The organism is Tunturiibacter psychrotolerans (assembly GCF_051013365.1).
Taxonomy (GTDB): domain Bacteria; phylum Acidobacteriota; class Terriglobia; order Terriglobales; family Acidobacteriaceae; genus Edaphobacter; species Edaphobacter psychrotolerans_A.
Genome location: NZ_CP132941.1, coordinates 2,031,278 through 2,050,862, shown reverse-complemented (window position 1 = coordinate 2,050,862; position 19,585 = coordinate 2,031,278). Strand labels below are relative to the sequence as shown.

At 57.8% G+C, this 19,585-nt stretch carries 17 protein-coding genes and 1 tRNA gene; 15 read left to right on the top strand and 3 right to left on the bottom strand.

Translation table 11 applies throughout. From position 1 onward, the window contains the following. Nucleotides 1-26: 26 nt before the first annotated feature. Complete coding sequence (locus RBB76_RS08725) at nt 27-3,260, top strand: family 78 glycoside hydrolase catalytic domain (protein WP_429627809.1); 3,234 nt, start codon at nt 27-29, stop codon at nt 3,258-3,260. A gap of 35 nt (nt 3,261-3,295) precedes the next feature. Here RBB76_RS08725 and ggt read toward each other — a convergent pair whose 3' ends face one another. Next, on the bottom strand, nt 3,296-5,086 hold the full coding sequence (gene ggt / locus RBB76_RS08720; RefSeq protein ID WP_429627810.1) for a gamma-glutamyltransferase: 1,791 nt from the start codon (nt 5,084-5,086) through the stop codon (nt 3,296-3,298). 124 nt (nt 5,087-5,210) lie between these two features. Here ggt and ispE point away from each other — a divergent pair, with 124 nt between their 5' ends. The 8 genes from ispE (at nt 5,211) to rplI (ending at nt 11,088) form a co-directional block, all read left to right on the top strand. Further along, a complete protein-coding gene (gene ispE, locus RBB76_RS08715; protein WP_429627811.1) occupies nt 5,211-6,431 on the top strand; it encodes a 4-(cytidine 5'-diphospho)-2-C-methyl-D-erythritol kinase in 1,221 nt (406 codons plus the stop codon). A 42-nt stretch (nt 6,432-6,473) separates the two neighbouring features. Then, nucleotides 6,474-6,547 (top strand) — tRNA-Gln (locus RBB76_RS08710). Between the two features lie 358 nt (nt 6,548-6,905). Continuing rightward, nucleotides 6,906-7,922, top strand: coding sequence for a ribose-phosphate diphosphokinase (locus RBB76_RS08705; RefSeq protein WP_429628889.1), 1,017 nt, complete (start codon nt 6,906-6,908; stop codon nt 7,920-7,922). A gap of 86 nt (nt 7,923-8,008) precedes the next feature. Next, nucleotides 8,009-8,704 (top strand): 50S ribosomal protein L25, encoded by a 696-nt coding sequence (locus tag RBB76_RS08700; protein WP_429627812.1) that lies wholly within the window; start codon nt 8,009-8,011, stop codon nt 8,702-8,704. Between the two features lie 68 nt (nt 8,705-8,772). After that, on the top strand, nt 8,773-9,402 hold the full coding sequence (pth, locus tag RBB76_RS08695; protein ID WP_429627813.1) for an aminoacyl-tRNA hydrolase: 630 nt from the start codon (nt 8,773-8,775) through the stop codon (nt 9,400-9,402). Nucleotides 9,403-9,530: 128 nt separating this feature from the next. Beyond that, complete coding sequence (gene rpsF, locus RBB76_RS08690; RefSeq protein WP_429627814.1) at nt 9,531-10,019, top strand: 30S ribosomal protein S6; 489 nt, start codon at nt 9,531-9,533, stop codon at nt 10,017-10,019. A 167-nt stretch (nt 10,020-10,186) separates the two neighbouring features. Next, complete coding sequence (gene rpsR, locus RBB76_RS08685) at nt 10,187-10,537, top strand: 30S ribosomal protein S18 (protein ID WP_429627815.1); 351 nt, start codon at nt 10,187-10,189, stop codon at nt 10,535-10,537. Between the two features lie 77 nt (nt 10,538-10,614). Continuing rightward, nucleotides 10,615-11,088: a 50S ribosomal protein L9 gene (rplI, locus tag RBB76_RS08680; protein ID WP_429627816.1), complete on the top strand. Its 474-nt coding sequence runs from the start codon at nt 10,615-10,617 to the stop codon at nt 11,086-11,088. A 104-nt stretch (nt 11,089-11,192) separates the two neighbouring features. Here the strand turns inward: rplI and RBB76_RS08675 are convergent, their stop codons facing one another. Next, complete coding sequence (locus RBB76_RS08675; RefSeq protein WP_429627817.1) at nt 11,193-12,467, bottom strand: ABC transporter permease; 1,275 nt, start codon at nt 12,465-12,467, stop codon at nt 11,193-11,195. Nucleotides 12,468-12,607: 140 nt separating this feature from the next. On the opposite strand from RBB76_RS08675, the gene RBB76_RS08670 reads away from it, so the two are divergent. After that, nucleotides 12,608-13,387 carry a DUF72 domain-containing protein gene (locus tag RBB76_RS08670; protein WP_429627818.1) on the top strand — a complete coding sequence of 260 codons (780 nt, stop codon included), beginning with the start codon at nt 12,608-12,610 and terminating at the stop codon, nt 13,385-13,387. A gap of 5 nt (nt 13,388-13,392) precedes the next feature. Here the strand turns inward: RBB76_RS08670 and RBB76_RS08665 are convergent, their stop codons facing one another. Continuing rightward, the gene (locus tag RBB76_RS08665; protein ID WP_429627819.1) at nt 13,393-14,187 is read right to left on the bottom strand and encodes an SGNH/GDSL hydrolase family protein; all 795 of its coding nucleotides are present in this window, start codon (nt 14,185-14,187) and stop codon (nt 13,393-13,395) included. A gap of 93 nt (nt 14,188-14,280) precedes the next feature. Between RBB76_RS08665 and RBB76_RS08660 the strand changes: the two genes are divergently transcribed. The 5 genes from RBB76_RS08660 (at nt 14,281) to RBB76_RS08640 (ending at nt 19,463) form a co-directional block, all read left to right on the top strand. Beyond that, the gene (locus RBB76_RS08660) at nt 14,281-15,162 is read left to right on the top strand and encodes a sugar phosphate isomerase/epimerase family protein (protein ID WP_429627820.1); all 882 of its coding nucleotides are present in this window, start codon (nt 14,281-14,283) and stop codon (nt 15,160-15,162) included. An 89-nt stretch (nt 15,163-15,251) separates the two neighbouring features. Beyond that, a complete protein-coding gene (locus tag RBB76_RS08655) occupies nt 15,252-16,262 on the top strand; it encodes a methyltransferase (protein WP_429627821.1) in 1,011 nt (336 codons plus the stop codon). A gap of 180 nt (nt 16,263-16,442) precedes the next feature. Beyond that, the gene (gene asnS, locus RBB76_RS08650; RefSeq protein WP_429627822.1) at nt 16,443-17,930 is read left to right on the top strand and encodes an asparagine--tRNA ligase; all 1,488 of its coding nucleotides are present in this window, start codon (nt 16,443-16,445) and stop codon (nt 17,928-17,930) included. A 10-nt stretch (nt 17,931-17,940) separates the two neighbouring features. Continuing rightward, nucleotides 17,941-18,798 (top strand): hypothetical protein, encoded by an 858-nt coding sequence (locus RBB76_RS08645; protein ID WP_429627823.1) that lies wholly within the window; start codon nt 17,941-17,943, stop codon nt 18,796-18,798. A gap of 344 nt (nt 18,799-19,142) precedes the next feature. Then, entirely contained in the window at nt 19,143-19,463 is a 321-nt protein-coding gene (locus RBB76_RS08640; RefSeq protein ID WP_429627824.1) for a hypothetical protein, read from the top strand. Nucleotides 19,464-19,585: the final 122 nt, after the last annotated feature.

The following is a 19,585-nucleotide window of genomic DNA, read 5'->3' as shown; positions in this document are numbered from 1 at the left end:
TGTAAGTGTTCCGGTCAACCAAACTCATGAAAATTCTGCGCTCTGCAATCTCTCCGCTCGCCTCCTCCGCGCGTGCTCTGTTCGTTGCTTCGGTCTTTTCTCTTTGCGCAGCACAATGCTTCGCGGCACCAGTTCATCTTCGCGTTGATCAACGGGTTGATCCGCTCGGCATCGATTCGGCTGCGCCCACGCTGTCCTGGCAGAGTGATTCCACTGAACGAAACTGGACTCAGTCTGCGTACAGAATTCTGGTCGCAAGCTCGCCCGCCGCGCTGCGAGCCGAACATGCAGATGTGTGGGACAGTGGGAAGCAAACGTCATCAGAGTCGGTCAATGTGGCGTATGCCGGGCCTGCGCTGAAGTCTCACCAACGTTGTTACTGGACCGTTCGCACCTGGGACGCGAAGGGAAAAGAAGAGCGTTCCGCCGAGGCCGCGTGGTGGGAGATGGGTCTGCTGCAATCGTCTGACTGGCAGGCCCAGTGGATCCGCCGCAGTGATGACGACGAGACCGCAATCTTGAAAAAGATCGCGTGGATCTGGTTGCCGGTTGGGGATGCGCAGCATGTCCCTCAGGGGGTAGAAGCGGAGTTTCGCTACAACCTGCATCTGAGCAAAGTTCCCGCGTCAGCCAGCCTTCACGTCTTCGCAGGTGGAATCTTCACGGCGCGGGTGAACGGCGTCGTCACCGGTCATAAGGATCAATGGGGATCTTTCGATCGCGAGGATATCCGCGACCAGCTTCATGCAGGCGACAACCAGATCGTCATTCACATAGAAACTCCGAAGTCGAATGAAGCGAACAAAACCTTTCGCGCTGCCCTGGCCGCGGCTCTACAACTCACAGACGACTCAGGCAAAACGAGCTGGATCGAGAGCGACGATACTTGGCAGGCTCAATCGATCAAACCTGCGGAAGGCAGGGAGTGGGCGCCAGCAAGGAGGCTTGGGGCGCTTGCAGATCTTCACTTTGGCGTCTACACGGATCGCGAATCACCTGCTCCCAATCCCGACAGAATCGATTCGGGCACTGCGCTATTCCGAAAGCAATTCACTTCAGAGCGCAAGGTGGCCTCGGCGCGGCTTTATATCACCGCGCTCGGAAGCTATGAGGCCTTTCTGAATGGAAAGCGAGTCGGCGATTTCAGACTTACGCCTGGGTTTACTGATTATCGAAAGCGGGTTTTGTACCAGACGTACGACGTCACTTCGCTTCTCACACCGGGACACAACACCGTTGCTGCCATTCTGGGGGCAGGATGGCACGGTAGCCCACTCTTATGGTCGGGCTCTAGGTTATTTCCTGGCCCGGATCGTCTGCGCGCTCAGTTGGAGTTGACCTTCGTCGACGGCACTCATCAAATAATCGCAACTGACTCCAGCTGGCAGACAGCTCCGTCGCCTATCGTGTCCTCCGAAATCTACGGCGGGGAAGCGTACGATGCCCGGCTTGAAGTGAAAGGCTGGAACACTTCAGCGACGCGCAGCCCGTTCAACTGGACGCCGGTGGTCGTTGATGACGCAAACACGAAAATTCTCGTGACCGCTCAACCGGACACACCGGTTCAACCCAGGGAGACGATCACTCCAATCAACGTAACGATGGTTGGATCCGGTAACGCGCAGGATGCTGTCTTCGACATGGGCCAGAATATGGTCGGCGTGGTGAGTCTCCATGTCCGAGGCACGCGAGGAACTACAGTGAAACTGCGCTTCGCGGAGCGGCTCAATCCAGATGGAACCGTATATACGGAAAATCTGCGTGACGCCGATGCAACGGACTACTACACGCTTAGCGGCAACGGAGACGAAACGTGGATTCCAGCGTTCACCTTCCATGGCTTTCGGTATGTGCAGATGTCGGGCTATAGCGGTAAACCTCCGCTATCGACTTTGCAGGGTGAGGTGTTGAATAGTCTTCCCGCTTCACCCTCAATTCGATTTGAAAGTTCAAGCGAACTTCTCAACAAGATGAGCCAGCTTGGCTTGTGGGGACAGCGCGGCAACTTCCTTTCGATCCCCACCGACTGTCCGCAACGAGACGAGCGCATGGGATGGATGGGCGATGCAGGCGCCTTCTGGCGCACAGGCTCGTACAACTTCGATATCGATGCGTTCTCCCATAAGTTCATGCTGGATGTAACCGACGCGCAGACAGCCGATGGCGCATTCTCGAATATCTCGCCGGATCTTATGCTGGGCGCTAGCGATCATCCGGGCGCGCCTGGTTGGGGAGATGCCGGCGTATTGGTGCCGTATGCAACCTGGCTGCAGTATGGAGACGCGTCGTTGATCGAAAAAGACTGGCCGGATATGGAGCGATGGATGGACTTCATCCTGCGCACAAATCCGAACTACATTCGGGAAAAAGCTCTTGGGAACAACTTCGCGGACTGGCTCGCACCTGATCCGCGCACGCCGTCTGATCTTGTTGCGACGGCCTACTGGGTCATCATCGCGCGACAGATGCAGACGATGGCGGTCGCGCTTGGCCGCACTGCAGACGCTGAGAAGTACGCGACGCTGATCTCCCATATTCAGTCGGCGTACCAGCAAAAATACGTGCACTCTGACGGATCAGTCGCGGGAGACACGCAATCAGCCTATGTGCTGACGCTCTATACGGGGCTCGCTCCAAAGGAGCTTGAGAAGTCGATGACCGATCGCCTGGTGCGCGACATTGAGGCTCGCCAGACGCACCTGACGACTGGCTTCCTGGGTACGCCGTTCCTGCTTTCCGTGTTGGAAGCGGAAGGCCGCTCGGATGTAGCGTACAAACTGCTTCTGACGACTACCTATCCTTCCTGGGGATACATGGTCGACAAGGGTGCGACGACATGGTGGGAGCGTTGGAACGGCGACACCGGCGATCCTGCAATGAACTCGTACAACCACTACGCGTTTGGTTCCGTGATGGCATGGGTCTTTCGACGCGTGTCCGGCATCGACGCAGATCCTGCGATGCCGGGGTTCCATCATATTGTGATTAGCCCACACGTCGAGCCCGGCCTATCCCATACGCATACTGAGTACGATTCTGTGTACGGGACGGTCGTGACAGACTGGACCAAAGACTCGAATGGGCAACTCCAACTGAGCGTGAAGGTGCCGGCGAACACTACAGCGACAGTGTTCCTGCCCGCGACGTCTACGAGTGTCGTGAAGCAGGATGGAGAACCTGTCTCGATTCCTTATAAAGAAGGATCGATGGTGCGCGAGATTGGCTCAGGAAGCTACAGGTTCTCGATCGCTAGCAACTGAGTGTGGTCTGCTGTTCGAAACGACGTGCGACATTATCAATAGCCCGCTGCTTTGCCGTAGTTGCGGCGGTTATCATGCCCGCCTAGCAGTTCGTGGGTTTTAGGATCGACGGCGATGAGTTCGCTGTCGCCCCAGGTGCCTGGGTTGTGTTCGTCCGCGACGGCGAGTCGATTCACCGTATAGCCCATCGTTTTGAGTTGGTCTGCGACGTCTGGCGAAAACTTCTTCTCCAAGTCGAGGCGGTCGGGAAGGTATTGGTGGTGGAATCGAGGAGCGTCGGCGGCCTGCTGGATGTTGAGGCCGTTGTCGGCGACGCTGAGGAAGTCGTTGGCCACCGTGGTGATGATGGTAGAACCGCCCGGAGTGCCGAGCACGAAAGCGAGTTTGGCGTGATGGAAGAGGCTGCCCTTCGTGGTGACGATAGTGGGCGTCATCGCAGAGAGTGGCCGTTTGCCTGGGCCGATTGAGTTAGCAGGGCCTTGGATGAGGCCGTACATATTTGGCACGCCCATCTTTGAGGCGAAGTCGTCCATCTCGTCGTTCATCAGAAAGCCGAGTCCATCGACGGTTACTCCTGAACCGAAGGTGTTGTTCAGCGTGAAGGTGTTTGCGACTGCGTTGCCTTCAGCGTCGACGATAGAGAAGTGTGTTGTCTGGGTAGATTCGTGTGTGGGAGGTTGAAGCTGCGGAGGAGGCGGCATGAATCCGGCTGGGCGTACCAGGTCTTTCGAGGGTGTAGGCGTGTTGGATTGAATGGAACTACGCCATGCGTCGGCGTAGGCGCGGTTCGCCATTTCCTTTAGTGGCTGCGGCGTGAAGTCGGGATCGCCAAGGTAGTCGGCACGGTCCATGTAGGCGCGGCGAAAGGCTTCGGTGATGATGTGGACCTGTGGGGCTGAGCGGTCGGCGCCTAGCTTGGGTAGATCGTACGTGGATAGGATGTTGAGAATTTCGACCAGGACGATGCCGCCGGAGGAAGGAGGGGGGGCGGTAATTATTTTGTAACCGTGGTAGCTACCTTTTATCGGGTCGCGATCTTTGACTTCGTAGGCGGCGAGGTCGGCTGCGGTGATGAGGCCGCCGCCGGCCTGTTCAAATGCGGCGATCTGTTTCGCCATCTCCCCTTTGTAGAATTCCTCGGGGTTTGCGGCGATGCGTGTGAGAGTTGCTGCGAGCAGAGGCTGCTTAAAGGTGTCGCCCTCTTTATAGAAGTCGCTATCGCGCTGGAAGATGTGCGCGGTGGTGGGGAAGCGGGAGAGCAATTTGTTGTGGAGATTCTTTGCCTCTTCGGCGGAGAGGACATAGCCATCTGTCGCGAAGTGGATGGCGGGAGCCATGTCCTGTTGAAGAGTGAGCTTGCCGAAGTGGCTCTGCGCGTAGACGAGGCCGGCGACGGTGCCGGGGACGCCCGACGCCTTGAACCCAACCGTAGAGAGTTCAGGGATGACGTTCTTCTGTTCGTCAAGGTACATGTCGCGGGTTGCGGCGGCGGGAGCCTTCTCGCGGTAGTCGAGGAAGTGGGTTTTGCCCGTGTTGTTGCGGATGAGCATGAAGCCGCCGCCGCCGAGATTGCCCGCCTGCGGATAGACCACGGCGAGAGTGAAGGCGACGGCGACGGCTGCGTCGATCGCATTGCCACCTTGCTTGAGGATCGCGAGGCCGGCGTCGGTCGCGTCGTGATGGATGGTGACGACCATCGCATGTTTGGAACGAACGGGTTCTTCGGAGACTGCGGTCTGTGCATGAAGCAGCATGCCGCGAGAGAGGAGCAGAGAGCAGAGAGTGATTGCGAGGCAGGACTTCGGTTTGGGGGAGGCGAGGGGCAAGGACGTTCTCCGTCGATGTTGTTTTCAGATGTGGAGAGGACAGCATATCGCGGATCATCCGCAGTTTTGGATCGTCCTCAATGCGTGCGACTCTCCAAGACCTTGGACGATAGAATCAAAGGCTATGTCGACGCGCGTTCGTTCGTATTCGAAGATCAATTTGGGGTTGGCGATCGGGCCGACGCGGCCTGACGGGTTTCACGGGCTGACGACGCTCTATCAGACGCTCGACCTGCACGATCTGGTGACGGTCTCGGCCAAGCGCTCCGCCGCAACCAGGATTTCGCTGACGACAAATCATCCGTTTGTTCCGCGCGATGGACGAAACACGGCTTGGCGGATGGTGGAGCGGTGTCTGGCGCGGCTGGGCGTGACGGCTGTGGTCGAGATCCACATTGAAAAAAGGCTGCCGGTGCAGGGAGGGATGGGGGCTGGTTCGGCGAATGCCGCGGCGGCGCTGGTGGCTCTGGAGAGGGAGCTTGGCGAGGCTCTCCCGGGAGTGGAACGGCTGAAGCTATCGGCCGAGATTGGCTCGGATGTCCCTTTGTTTCTGTTAGGTGGAGCGGTTCTTGGGTTGGGACGGGGAGAGCAGGTGGTGCCGATGCCGGATCTGCCGAAGACCTGGTGCGTCGTGGCGGTTCCTTCCGTGGGGGTGTCGACGCCGGCGGCATTCAAGGATTGGGATCAGCGGCGAGCGGCTGAGGCAGCAGCTACTACATCCAGGGCTGATGACGCGGAGCCACCTAAGACCGCGGACGCCTCGGAGGAGGGCGAACTAGGGGAGGGCCATGGCGTAACGCTTGCCGTTGACTTGACTTCCGGCCCACAGGTTGATAAGCTACATGAGTTGAGTCTTGCTTACTCATCTCTCTCTGCCCCGACAGGCCTTAGTCTGAAAGGGAAGACAGAAGATAGTAGGTCCGGCACCTCCGGTATCGTTCGCGATCCTAATCCCGAGAAAAAACGGGGTTTACCTGTTGAAAATCAGGCTGACGCGATGAACGATCTGGCCGAGAATACCCTTTTCGCGCTTGTCCGCACCGGGATTGGAAGCGATGGTCTTCAGAACGATTTTGAAGAGGTCGTCTTTCCTCAGTATCCCTCCTTGCGAATAACCAAGCGTCAATTGATGGGTAGTGATTTGGATGGTTCCGCTATATACGCGGCTCTATCGGGTTCTGGCTCTGCACTGTTTGGACTTTACCGGTCTGAGCGGGATGCCAAGGCTGCTCAACAGCGCGTCCAGTCCTCTGTCGATTCGTCTGACGAGGGGATCGCGGTACAGGTCTTCCTGACGGAAACCTTGCCCCGGTCGGAGTACTGGGACAGAATGTTCGCGGAGTGACCTCGCCGGTCAAGTAAAATCAAACTGCATCCGGCGATGTACTGGGCGATCGACTAACGGTAGGTCAAGTGCCTTTGGAGCACTTTGTCTAGGTTCGAATCCTAGTCGCCCAACCAATAAGTCGACGCCAGATGCGACGAGACGGATTAGGGATCTTAGGCGGCAGCAATAACTTGCCGCAGCAGTAAGACGATTTTGGACTTCGCGGAAAACAGCGCGAAGAAAGAAGTACGAAGTTTGAAGAGCCGAAGTCTTTTAGTTTTTTTGAGTAGTCCGCAACAAGGATTTCAGAAGAAGTAACGGGGCCGCAACAAGGCCTCCGAAGACAATGCAGCAGGAACATTCAAGGTCAACCAGCCTGGAGGGTTTCACGTGAACGAACGAAACACGACTGCGGTTCTTTCCCCTATCTCAGGGCAGTCTGAAGAGACAGAAACAATCTCTCAGGCTGCACCGGCGCTCTCCTCCAACGGAATTCTGGACGGGAAGCCAAAAACATCTGGAACGGACAAGACGGCCCCGGAAGAAAAGCGCCCCGGCAGGCTGGCAGATGATAAGCGCGTCAAGATTTTTTGCGGATCGTCCAATAAGGCCCTGGCCGAGGAGATCTGTAAGTTCGTCGGTGTGCCGCTGGGCGAGACCCGGTTGCAGAGATTCTCCGACGGCGAGGTTCATTTTCAGCTGCTCGAGAACGTTCGCGGTGCGGACGTCTTCGTCGTGCAGCCTACGTCTTTCCCGGTCGATCAGCATCTTGTCGAACTGCTGATCATGATGGACGCGTTAAAGCGCGCCTCAGCCGGACGAATTACGGTTGTCATTCCTTACTATGGCTACGCCCGGCAGGACAGAAAAGACCGTCCGCGTGTTGCCATTACGTCGAAGCTGGTTGCCGATCTTCTGACCACCGCTGGTGCAAACCGCGCTCTGCTCGTTGATCTGCATGCAGCCCAGATTCAGGGTTTTTTCAATATTCCGGTGGATCACCTGTTCGCCAGCCCAGTGCTGGTGAGTTACTTCCGGAAGCTGGATCTGCCCAATCTGACGGTAGTTTCACCGGATGCAGGCGGCGTGGAAAGGGCGAGATTCTTCGCCAAGAAGCTTGATGTACCGTTGGCCATCGTCGACAAGCGGCGGACCGACATCAATGTCACCGAGGTAATGAACGTGATCGGCGATGTACAGGGCCGAACGTGCTTGATCCTCGACGACATTATCGACACCGCCGGAACCCTGGTGAAGACGGTGGATGCGCTGCTGGCTGAGGGCGCAGAAAAAGTTTATGCGTGCGCAACGCATCCGGTGCTTTCAGGCCCGGCGGTCGAGCGTATCGCAGCATCACGGTTGGAACAGTTGATCGTGACCAATACCATCCCTCTTCGCGAAGATGCGTTGAAGGTGGAGAAGATCAAAGTGCTTTCGATTGCCGGTCTGCTTGGCCGCGCGATCGAGAGTATTCACATGGAGACCAGCGTCAGCACGCTGTTCAACTAGGTCGCAACCAGCTACAGGCGGCCTGGACTAACCCAGGTAGCAAAGGGAGCAGAGCTCAACTCTGTGCCCGAAAGGAAGATTTCATCATGGCAACATCCACCATTGAAGCAGTCGTCGCAACGCCCCGCGAGGGCAAGTTCAACAAGAACGCAGCTCGTCGCGTTCGTGTCTCCGGCAAGATCCCCGCCGTTGTTTATGGCGCAGGCCAGGACGCAGTCGCCGTTGCGGTCGACCCCAAAGTCATCACCAAAATTCTGCACTCTGACTCCGGTCACAACACCATCTTCGATCTCAACGTCGAGGGTTCCGCCGTCGTCAAGGCCATGATCGTCGACTGGCAGCATGAGCCCATCAAGGGTGCGTTGCTGCACATCGACCTGAAGCGCATCGCGATGGATAAGATGATGACGGTTTCGGTGCCGATCCAGCTGGTTGGCGTTCCTGTCGGCGTCAAGTCGCAGGGCGGCATTCTCGAGCACGTCATGCGCGAAGTCGAAGTTGAGTGCTTGCCAAACGACATTCCGAGCCACTTGGATGTCGATGTCTCTGGCCTCGAGTTGCATGGAGTAATCCACGTCTCCGATCTGCCGCACTCTGGCAGCATCAAGTTCCTGGGCGATGAGCATGCGACTGTCGCTCACGTTACCGCGATCAAGGAAGAGGTTGTGGCTGCTGACGCGATCGTCGCTGCTCCGGCCGAGCCAGAGGTTGCCAAGAAGGGCAAGACAGATGCAGCCGCTGCTGCACCTGCTGCCGATGCCAAGGACGCGAAGAAGAAGTAGTTTTGCGCGGCCTGCAAGTCTTTCGAGACCTGCAGGCCGCCTGAGTTTGCTGGAAAGGGAAACAAAGCGTGAAGTTGATTGTCGGTCTCGGCAACCCCGGTATCGAGTATCAGTTCACGCCGCACAACGCAGGCTTTCTCGCTGTGGATCGCATCGCGGACGACTGCGGCGTGGTTCTCTCTAATCGCCGGGGACGGGCTCTCACGGCGAAGGCGAGGCTTGCAGGACACGAAGTTCTGCTGGCTAAACCTGAGACGTACATGAATCTGAGCGGGCTTTCCGTAGCCGCCCTGATTCAGGAGCTTGAGTTGGAAATTCCGTCGGAGGATCTGATCGTCCTCTATGACGAGCTTGCATTTCCGCTGGGCCGACTACGCATCAGCGCGAACGGCAGAGCAAACGGGCACAACGGAGTGAAGTCCATCTCCGGTGCGCTTGGAACGGAAGAATGGTTGCGCATTCGCATCGGCGTTGGGAAACCGGCGCTGGCGGATGGTAGAGAGATCAAAGCAGGCGGCAGGGATTATCTGCTGTCGCAGTTTCGCAAGCAGGAGCTTGCGGTGCTGGATGAAGTGCTCGACAGAGTGGAAGACGCTGTCAAGACGGTGCTGACAGAAGGCGTCAGTGCTGCCATGAACAGGTTCAACCGTCGTCCAGACGATCCGGAGAATGGATCGGATGTGTCGGGGGCGAAGTAAAGCGGGAGAAGTGAAGCAGCAGCAAATGTGTTGTTACGGAAACTAGACGCAGTCGAAATTCCAAACCGGGTTGGCAGAACAGACGCCAGCACGGTGCGAAGCAGAACTTCGCAGAAAGAAGTAATCGAATGAATCGTACCTACGAAATCATGTTCATCGTCCGTCCAGACGTTGAAGAAGCCGAACTCGACAAGCTGATTGAAGGCTTCTCCGCGAACGTCACCAATGGTGGCGGCGAAGTGAAGAGCGTCGAGAAGATGGGCCGCCGCCGGCTCGCCTACACCGTCCGCAAGTTCAACGACGGTTTCTACATCCTGCTGAACGTCGCCGCAGCCGGTTCGCTGATCACCGAGATCGAGCGTCGCCTCCGCGTCTCCGAGCAGGTCATCAAGTTCATCACGGTTCGCATGGACGAAGAAGAGAAGCGTCTCGCGAAGGTTAAGGCCATCCGCGACACCAAGGTCAAGCGCAGCGCGCAGCCGATCGCAGCTCCTGTCCACGCGCCGGTCGCAGCAGCTGAGGCCGACACCGAAGAAGAGAAGAAGCCCGTTGCAGCAGCTCCTGCCGAGCACGTCGCCACCGACGCACCGGCCGAGACTGTCTCCACCGCGGTCTAACTTCCGCCTTCGCCAGAACATCTGCGATGAGGCTCTTAATCCGCATCGCACAACGCACTACGAACACCGATCTTCGCTTCCAATCGATTGCACTTCGTCGGTTGTTCAGAGGCTCCAACGCGAACCTGGAGCGAGGAGAGGCACAACGTACCTGAGAGGGAAATATCATGGCTGACGAAACCAGCACGCAATCTACTGAGCAGCACGCACCAACATCTCGCCCGGCGCACTCTGGCCCCGGCGCCGGTCCTCGCACCCCACGCCCCGCAGGCGCACCCGGCGGCGGACCTGGCGGTCGCAAGTTCTTCCGTCGCAAGAAGGTCTGCAAGTTCTGCACCGAGAAGATCGACGCTATCTCTTACCGCGACGTTCGCCTGCTTCAGGGCTTCGTTGCCGAGCGTGGCAAGATCGTTCCGCGTCGCCTGACCGGCGTCTGCACCCGCCACCAGCGCAAGCTCAGCCTGGCAATCAAGCAGTCGCGCAACATTGCCCTGCTTGCCTTCGCTGCACGCTTCTAACTTTTTCCGCTTCTGCGGAACTATTGGATACGCAAGACTGGCGGCATCATAGCCAGAGACGAAATCGGAGAAATGCAATGGAAGTCATTCTGAAGGAAGACGTAAACAAGCTCGGACATCGCGGCGACGTGGTTAAGGTCGCTGACGGTTACGGGCGCAACTACCTGCTGCCGGAGAAGCTCGCGATCGAAGCGACCCTCGCAAACAAGGCAGTCATCGAGCAGATGAAGGCATCGGCGGTTCGCAAGTCCGCCAAGGAGAAGACCGGAGCCGAGCAGTTGGCGACCCAGCTCTCCGAGGTCGAGCTCGTGTTCGAGCGCAAGGTCGGCGAGAACGAGCATCTGTTCGGCTCGGTCACCTCGGGCGACATCGCGCAGCAGCTCGAAGCCAAGGGCTTCACCATCGATCGCCGCAAGATCTCCCTCGAGGAGCCTCTGAAGACGATCGGCGAATACCACGTTCCCGTGAAGCTGCACCGCGAGGTCACCAGCCACGTGAAGGTGACGGTCAAGGGCGATCAGCCCGAAGCCGAAGCAGCCGCGACCGCTTAATCGAATCAGCTTCGAAACATCAAAACGCATCGGCCTTCGCGAAATCTGCGCAAAGGTCGATGCGTTTTATTTTGTAACAGCAAGTGCTCGAATGAGAAGAAACCTTACTCGTACTTCAGCGTTTGCACAGGATCGAGCCGTGCGGCGCGGTTCGCCGGAAGCGTCCCAAAGAGAACGCCGACAAGCACAGAACTGCCAAGCGCGAAGACTGGCGACCACGGATTGACAGGGATGCTGAACGGCGTAAGCAGCCCAAGGGTCAACGGCAACGCAAGGCCTATGATTGTCCCGATGACGCCACCGCTGAGCGAGAGGAAGACCGACTCGGTGAGGAACTGCAGCCTGATCTCGCGACTCGTGGCACCCAGCGCCTTCCGGATTCCAATCTCTTTCAATCGCGACTGAACATTGGCGAGCATGCTGTTCATAATGCCGACGCCGCTGACGATCATCGTAATACCCGCGCCAAGCGTGAGAACGATGGTCAGCATGTCCGCGATCTTTGCCATGCTGCTGAGAATATCGGTGAGCGTCGCAGCGGTGTAGACCGAACCCGCATAGTGCCGGGAACGTACGATTTCGAGGATGCGCTCGCTGGCCGGAACCACCATCGACGCACTCCGCATGGTAAAAAATAACTCCTTCAGCGTGTTGGTTCCCGTGAAGTAGCGCACCACCGGGTAGGGCACAAGCATGGTGTGGTCGCTGATCTCCGATTGACCGTAGGTATCGAAGGCCTCTTTGAATACTCCGATGACGACGAAGGGAATGCCCTTGATGCTGATCGTCTTCCCGACGGCAGCCTTATCGTTGCCGTAAAGTTCCTCCGCGAACGGCTTCACGATCACAGCGACCTTCTCATGGGCAAGTTCATCCTGATCGTCGAAGAAACGTCCGGAAACAACGACGAGATTACGCACGACTCGATACTGGGGAGAGACGCCCAACAGCGTCGTCTGCTTCGTGATGCCGCCGCCAAGACTCACGTTATCGTGATACTCCAGCATGGGTGACGATGCGACAATGCCCGGAACCTGGTCGAGGACAGCGCGCATGTCGTCGAGCGTCATGTAGTCGGGCGTGCTGGTGTTGTCGGGACCACTGATGTTGCCGCCGCCATACTGCAGCTCAATCTTGTTCGGTCCGATGCTCGTCAGCTGATCCAGGGCATACTGCTTGCCGGTCGACCCAAGCGTTGCGACAAGAATGATCGAGGCCGAGCCGATGACCATACCCAGCATGGTGAGCAGAAACCGCGTCTTGCTGGCGCGGAAGCTGTCCACCGCAAGCCTTGCCACCTCGCTGAACATCATCGTGGACCGCGCGCTGGCCAGCGTACGGTCGAACGAACTCGGCTTGGGGGGAGTAGTGGTAGCCATTGGCCTAGAAAGTTAGACGCCTACCAGTATCGCAGCGGTTCATGGTTTCTTGCCAAAACCTTCTGGCGCGGTCCTCTGTCGGCACTGTCCCTGGCATCTTCACTTGGGCCGTTCGCTGGTATTTTCCCGACAGTAGCTTGATGACGCACGCGAAAGTCACGGAAAATCACTACATCGGAGCATTTTGCATCGAATCGCAGTATATGAAGTCCCTTCGAATCGGTACGGCTGGCTGGAGTATTCCGAAACAATTTGCAGCCACCTTACCGCACGGCACCCACTTGGTCCGCTACTCTCAAATCTTTAACTGCGCCGAGATCAACTCCTCTTTCTACCGCTCTCACCGACACTCTACCTGGGAGAAATGGGCGAATTCGGTCCCAGACGGCTTTCGCTTCTCCGTCAAGGCGCCGAAGACGATCACTCACGAAGCCAAACTCGCTTGCACCCAAGCGCAGTTACAAAACTTCCTGACCGAAGCGAATGCTCTCGGCGGCAAGCTGGGGACGATCCTCTTTCAGCTTCCACCGAGCTCCGTCTTCAATCCAACCACCGCCAAGAAGTTCTTCACCATGCTTCGCGATTTATATTCAGGGAATACTGTCATAGAGCCGCGCCACGCAACCTGGTTCATCCCCGAGGCCGACGATCTCCTGCAGCGTTTTCGGATCGCAAGAGTTGCCGCCGACCCTGCCCGTGTCCCTCAAGCTGCATACTCCGCTGGCTGGGGCGAACTGATCTACTGCCGTCTTCACGGCAGCCCTCGCATTTACTACTCGTCTTATCCGGCAACGTATCTGCGGGTGCTCGCTGCCATCATCGCGGCTCATCCAGCAAAAGAGATCTGGTGCATCTTCGATAACACTGCCTCTGGCGCAGCATTCGGAGATGCCCAAAGCCTCAAGCATTTCGCCAGCTGACCAATCTACTTGCCACCCAGTGTCTTATCGATCGCCGCCTGCGCCAGCGGCGCCATAATCGCGTATCCCTGCGCATTCGGGTGCACGCCATCGAAGCTGATGCCGGGCTTCATCCCGCCATCCTGCCCTACCATCGCCGAGTAGTAATCGAGGTATGTCACCGAGTGGACCACACAGTACCCTTTCAGCCAGTCATTCAGTATCTTGATCTTCGGCGCGGGAACCAGGCCCGTCTTCCACGGATAGTCCGCTGCCGGCAAAATCGACGCGATAATCACTCGAATCCCATTTGCCTTCGCCAGATCGATCATTGACCGGAAGTTGTCCTCGGTCATCTTCGGCGTCATCGGCCCCGTGTTCCCTGCGATATCGTTCGTTCCGGCCAGAATCACCACCGCTGCCGGATGCAGATCGATCACATCCTGCCGAAACCGCACCACCATCTGGGGCGTCGTCTGCCCGCTGATCCCGCGATTGACATACGGCTTCCCTGGAAAGAACTCCCCCGTATCCGCCCTCCGGCCCCAGCTATCCGTGATCGAGTCCCCATAAAACACCACCCTCTGGGCGCCCTCCGTCGCCGGAGCCAACGCTGCGTTGTCCGCTCGATATCTTCCCAGCTGCGGCCAGTCCTCCAGCTTCGCTTCCATGGCAGCGATCTGCTTCGCCGTCGCTTCCTCTGTTGTGGAAACCGGCGTAGGAGCACTCTCAGCCGGAACCGTACCCCCAACCTGACCGTGCGCCATCCCACTCCCCGAGGCGATACACCCAGCTAAAATCACCCCAGCAGCAAGCTTCATCTAAACCTTCCTCGACTCAAATTTTAGCCGAACCCCCTGCCGAACCCCTTCCGCTACACCACCAACCCTTCCGCTGCTGTACCCTAAAAGGTGATGCAACCCGGACTTTCCACCCACGTCTTCCTCCCGCAACGCCTGCACCCCGGCCTGCTCGACGCTCTCCACAAATCCGGCGCTCAGGTCATCGAGCTCTTTGCTGCCCGTCATCACTTCGACTACACCGACCGCGCCGCCGTCCGCGACATCGCCACCTGGTTCAACTCGACCGGCGCAGGAGCCACGCTCCACCAGCCCCTCTACCTCAGCGACCGCGCCGACGCCCAGTGGTCGCGCCACGTCGCCCCAAACCTCAACCTGATCGACCCCGAAAAATCCCGTCGCATCTCGGCCATGGACGAGGTCAAGCGCGCCCTCGAGTCCGCCGAGCAGATCCCCATCTCTGCCTGTACTCTCCACCTCGGCTATAAGGATGACGCCTGGAACCTCCGCGCTCTCGAGAACTCCCTCACCGCCATCGAGCACCTCAAAGCCTTTGCGCACCCCCTCGGCGTCCGCATCCTGCTTGAGAATCTCCAGAACGAGATCACCACCCCCGAGCACCTTCTCGAAATCATCAATGTCGGCCACTTCGACCGCGTCGGCGTCACCCTCGATATAGGCCACGCCCATCTATCCGCGCCCGAAGCCAACAAGGGAATCGACGAAGCCTTCGAGCTCCTGAAGCCGCGCATCGCCGAGCTTCACATCCACGACAACCTCGGCGCCAAGGACGACCATCTCTGGCCCGGCACCGCAGGCCCGGGAAGTTTCAATATCGACTGGCACAACATCGCTAAACATATCGCCACCCTCCCGGCCAACACCCCGGGCATCCTCGAGATCGCCCACGAGCTGGACGAAACCCCCGAGTCCGTCATCAGCAAATCTACGCAAGCCTTCGACCTCCTCAAACGAGCCACCGAAAAGGTCGCATAAAGATCCGCACCGCTTCCTGGGGAATAAACCTCCCTCACTTGTGTTTATTCGATGAGACACAACGATCTAAAACAGGATAAGCGACGGCGATGGACGAACCACAGATGGATCAAATCCTGCAGACAGGTCTTGGCTTCTGGGCCTCGAAGACCTTGCTCAGCGCAGTTGAATTAGAGCTCTTCACCGAGCTGGCCAAAAACCCCGGAACCCTGGCCGAACTCAGAGACCGGCTCCGCCTGCACCCGCGCTCTGCACACGACTTCCTCGACGCCCTCGTCGCCCTCGACTTCCTCGAGCGCCGCGACGGCACCTACTACAACACGCCCTCAACAGACCTCTACCTCGACAAGCGCAAGCCATCCTACATTGGCGGGATGTTGGAGATGGCGAACAATCGTCTCTACCAATTCTGGGGCGGGCTCACAACAGCCCTCCGCACCGGCGAGCCGCAAAGCGAAATCCTGACGGGGGTACAAGGCTTCTTTGAGCTCATTAGCTCGGATCGGGAAAAACTCCGCGGCTACCTCCAGGCCATGACAGGTCTCAGCCGTGGCTCCAACATCGCCATCTCTCAGAGATTTCCCTGGTCCGAATTCAAGACCGCCGTCGACGTCGGCACCGCACAAGGCGGCCTCATCACCCAGGTCGCCCTCGCCAACCCGCACATCGCCGGAATCGGCTTCGACCTGCCCCAGGTCCGCCCTGTCTTCGAGGACTATATCGCCGGCAACGGTCTCGCAGACCGCATCTACTTTCACCCCGGCAGCTTCTTCGCCAACCCCATACCCAGCGCAGACGTCGTCATGATGGGCCACATCCTCCACGACTGGAACCTTGAAGAAAAGAAGATGCTCATCCGCAAAGCCTACGAAGCTCTCCCAGCCGGAGGTGCTCTCATCGTCTACGACAGCATCATCGACGACGACCGCTCCAAAAACGTCTTCGGCCTTCTCATGAGTCTAAACATGCTCATCGAACACTCCGGCGGCTTCGACTACACAGGCGCCGACTGCATCGGTTGGATGAAAGAAGCCGGCTTCACCAGCACCTTCGTCGAGCACCTCGTCGGCCCCGACTCCATGGTCGTCGGCATCAAGTAAGCCCTAACGCTACAACCACTCGCTCTGGCGGACGCCGGGTGCCCCATTCATCGCGTCTTTGTCTCAGGCGATGGGTGGGACATCGAGGAAGCGAGACCCCGCTCCTTTCCAGCACGATAAAGCCTAAGGGAGCCCGACCGCCGAGCCCCGCCCGACAAAACCGCGTAAACTTAAACCTTCATGGACACGACAGCAACCACAGCCCCTCCTGCCCCCATCACCACGATCTCCTCCCTCTCGTCGCACGAAGGCCAGACCATCACCCTCCGCGGCTGGCTCTACAACCTCCGCGCCTCGGGTAAGCTCCTCTTTCCCATCTTCCGCGACGGCACCGGCACCATCCAGGGCATCGTCCCCAAAGCCGCCGTCTCCGAAGAGGTGTTCAATAAGCTGAAAGAATTAACCCTCGAGTCCAGCCTCACCGTCACCGGTAAAGTCCGCGCCGACTCTCGCGCCCCGTCCGGCTTCGAGCTCGATGTCGAAAGCATCGAAGTCCTTCAGCGCGTCCCCGAAGACACTCCCTTCCCGATCACCCTCAAAGAGCACGGCGTCGACTTCCTCATGGAGCACCGCCACCTCTGGCTCCGCACCCCGCGCCAGTCCGCGATCCTCCGTGTCCGCGCCACCATCATGCGCGCCGCAGCCGAGTACTTCGACACCAACGGTTTCATCCGCACTGATCCGCCGATCCTCACGCCCAACGCCTGCGAAGGCACCTCCGAGCTCTTCGAGATGGACTACTTCGACGACGACAAGGCCTACCTCACCCAGTCCGGCCAGCTCTACATCGAAGCCACCGCCCTCGCGCTCGGCAAGGTCTACAGCTTCGGCCCCACCTTCCGCGCCGAAAAATCCAAAACCCGCCGCCACCTCACCGAGTTCTGGATGATCGAACCCGAGGTCGCCTTCCTCGAGCTCGACGGCCTCATGAACCTCGCTGAAGGCTTCATCACCCACATCGTCACTCGCGTCCTCGAGTCGCACCGCGCCGACCTCAAGGTCATCGGCAAAGACATCGCCAAGCTCGAAGCCGTCGTCGGCACCGCACAACCTTCCTCTGATGCCGTCATCCTGAGCGAGCGCAGCGAGTCGAAGGACCCCGAAGCTGCCAGTCCCGCCACCACCGCTGCGACCTTTTCAACGACGAACTCAACAGCGTCCGGCTCAGCCACCAATCGTTTCCCCCGCCTAAGCTACGACGAAGCCCACGCCATGCTCGAAAAAGCCTTCGCCGAAGGCAAACTCGAAGCTCCCCACAAATACGGCGACGACTTCGGCAGCCCCGACGAGACCTACATCTCCAGCCAATTCGACAAGCCCGTCATGATCCACCGCTATCCCGCCGCCTTCAAGGCCTTCTACATGCAGCCCGACCCGCTCGACCCCACCAAGGCCCTCTGCGTCGACGTCCTCGCCCCCGAGGGCTACGGCGAAATCATCGGCGGCTCCCAGCGCATCGACAGCTACGATCTCCTCAAGTCCCGCATCGAAGAGCACCACCTCCCGCTCGACGCCTTCCAGTGGTACCTCGACCTGCGCAAATACGGCAGCGTCCCCCACGCCGGCTTCGGCATGGGCATCGAGCGCGCCGTAGCCTGGATCTGCGGCCTCGACCACGTCCGCGAAACCATCCCCTTCGCTAGAACCTTGAATCGCATTTATCCGTAGGTAAGATCACATGCAACGAAAGCAGACAGCTCACATCACCCAAGCCAATTACTCTTGGTCAAAGAGTCATAAATGCTTTGCCGTGAGCGTTGCCCTTCTGTTGCTCGCTCTCAGCCGCCCATCTCTTCTTCTCGCGCAAGCTTCACACAAACAGCCCTTCAACCAAGTTGGTCACGCGACGATTTACCCTCAAGAGCTTCCCCCGGTTCAGTTAGTTTTCGAGTCTGCCCACGTTCATGATGGCTTCACACGAATTCGATTTCTATCCGGGACAAAAGCTTACGAGATAGTGACAGCGTATAAGTTGCGCCGAATTAATCCGCAGAGCGATTCGGGAGGCGATAAGCCAGATTTCAATGTGCCTAGCCTGCCCTTAGACAGATCACGATACTTTCGCATCGGCCATTACAACGATTCGAATGGTGAGCACACCCTCCTATTCTTTATTGGATCAGCGTCCGCAAGCGATACTTGTCCGCTGCTCGTTATTGGCTTCGATTCTGAGGCGCAACCCTATAAGCTTCTTGAAAAAGAAAATCTGGAAGTTACCTTCTTTCGGCCTTCGACAGTAGATAAGCCAGCGCTCATCATAGGAAAGCCAACTTTATCCCAAATCCAGAGTAAAAACATTGAGAACCCAATGTCCGGACCGTACGCCTCAACATACGATCCATTCGCTGTCTATGTGGTCCCAACTAGTTTTGAGAAAGCTACATATTCGCTCGAAGAATCGCGGATCTACAACCGGCAGCATTATTTCTGGGCTGGACCTCATTCTAGTGAATCGACCCTCATCTATTACAACATCCCTGGCCGTCCAAGGCCGCTTGCAGCACCTGCGAGTGATCTCGATAAAATCATTCCTTAGAAATTATCTTGCAATTCCAATTCGTAACTGGCAAAGTAACAAAGCGTAGGAGAGAGTCCGATGAACACCAAATCGCACAACACGATGCGTAGATCACCGCAGAAGATGTTTGTCTGGGGCGATCGCCGGACTTTGCCTCTCGCCTGCCGTTAACCGTTAGCGGGCGATCTTACGCAATCCACATCAAACAGAATCTCCTGAGCGGCGAATGGCCAGCTACCGAGACACGTCGTTTCGACGATTACTCTCGAACTGCCCTGCCGTATTCGCCAACTCGCATGCGCCATTGCGCAGCAGCAAAACTGCGCCAACACTCCAGCCAGCGCTGGTTAGAAAGGCTTGCCATGGGCAAGGCATATATCAAAGGCGGAACTCCGATTGGTTCGGATTCGCTTTGCAAGACATGCTCCTACTCGCACATCATGACCGGCTATCGAGAGTCGGAGATGGTCACGATGTGTAATGAAGTGCACCCCAACATCGTCGTCCCGTTTCTTATTTACGAGTGTTCTAGCTACTACGATAAGAACCGTCCGAACTGGGAACAGATGGAGAAGCTCGCCATCGATGTTGCTCCCGCTCCGATGAAGCCCGTAGGCTTCAAGGTAGGCATCGGCTTCCGCGAAGCGGCTATCGTAATTCGTGACGACGAAGACGATGAATGATTAGACTCGCGTTGTGACTCATCTGAGAACCGGCTCCTCGCGGCTCAGATGGGTCACAACGCGTAAGGTCAGGTTTACCACAACATGACAAATTGCCCGGAAAGGCGTCTGATAGTGATAGA

What these genes read in the sequence shown, in the direction of transcription:
- RBB76_RS08725 (WP_429627809.1), top strand. Translation starts at nt 27, where the DNA reads ATGAAAATTCTGCGCTCTGCAATCTCTCCGCTCGCCTCCTCCGCGCGT.
- ispE (WP_429627811.1), top strand. Translation starts at nt 5,211, where the DNA reads ATGTCGACGCGCGTTCGTTCGTATTCGAAGATCAATTTGGGGTTGGCG.
- RBB76_RS08700 (WP_429627812.1), top strand. Translation starts at nt 8,009, where the DNA reads ATGGCAACATCCACCATTGAAGCAGTCGTCGCAACGCCCCGCGAGGGC.
- rpsF (WP_429627814.1), top strand. Translation starts at nt 9,531, where the DNA reads ATGAATCGTACCTACGAAATCATGTTCATCGTCCGTCCAGACGTTGAA.
- rpsR (WP_429627815.1), top strand. Translation starts at nt 10,187, where the DNA reads ATGGCTGACGAAACCAGCACGCAATCTACTGAGCAGCACGCACCAACA.
- rplI (WP_429627816.1), top strand. Translation starts at nt 10,615, where the DNA reads ATGGAAGTCATTCTGAAGGAAGACGTAAACAAGCTCGGACATCGCGGC.
- RBB76_RS08675 (WP_429627817.1), bottom strand. Translation starts at nt 12,467, where the DNA reads ATGGCTACCACTACTCCCCCCAAGCCGAGTTCGTTCGACCGTACGCTG.
- RBB76_RS08670 (WP_429627818.1), top strand. Translation starts at nt 12,608, where the DNA reads ATGACGCACGCGAAAGTCACGGAAAATCACTACATCGGAGCATTTTGC.
- RBB76_RS08665 (WP_429627819.1), bottom strand. Translation starts at nt 14,187, where the DNA reads ATGAAGCTTGCTGCTGGGGTGATTTTAGCTGGGTGTATCGCCTCGGGG.
- RBB76_RS08660 (WP_429627820.1), top strand. Translation starts at nt 14,281, where the DNA reads ATGCAACCCGGACTTTCCACCCACGTCTTCCTCCCGCAACGCCTGCAC.
- RBB76_RS08655 (WP_429627821.1), top strand. Translation starts at nt 15,252, where the DNA reads ATGGACGAACCACAGATGGATCAAATCCTGCAGACAGGTCTTGGCTTC.
- asnS (WP_429627822.1), top strand. Translation starts at nt 16,443, where the DNA reads ATGGACACGACAGCAACCACAGCCCCTCCTGCCCCCATCACCACGATC.
- RBB76_RS08645 (WP_429627823.1), top strand. Translation starts at nt 17,941, where the DNA reads ATGCAACGAAAGCAGACAGCTCACATCACCCAAGCCAATTACTCTTGG.
- RBB76_RS08640 (WP_429627824.1), top strand. Translation starts at nt 19,143, where the DNA reads ATGGGCAAGGCATATATCAAAGGCGGAACTCCGATTGGTTCGGATTCG.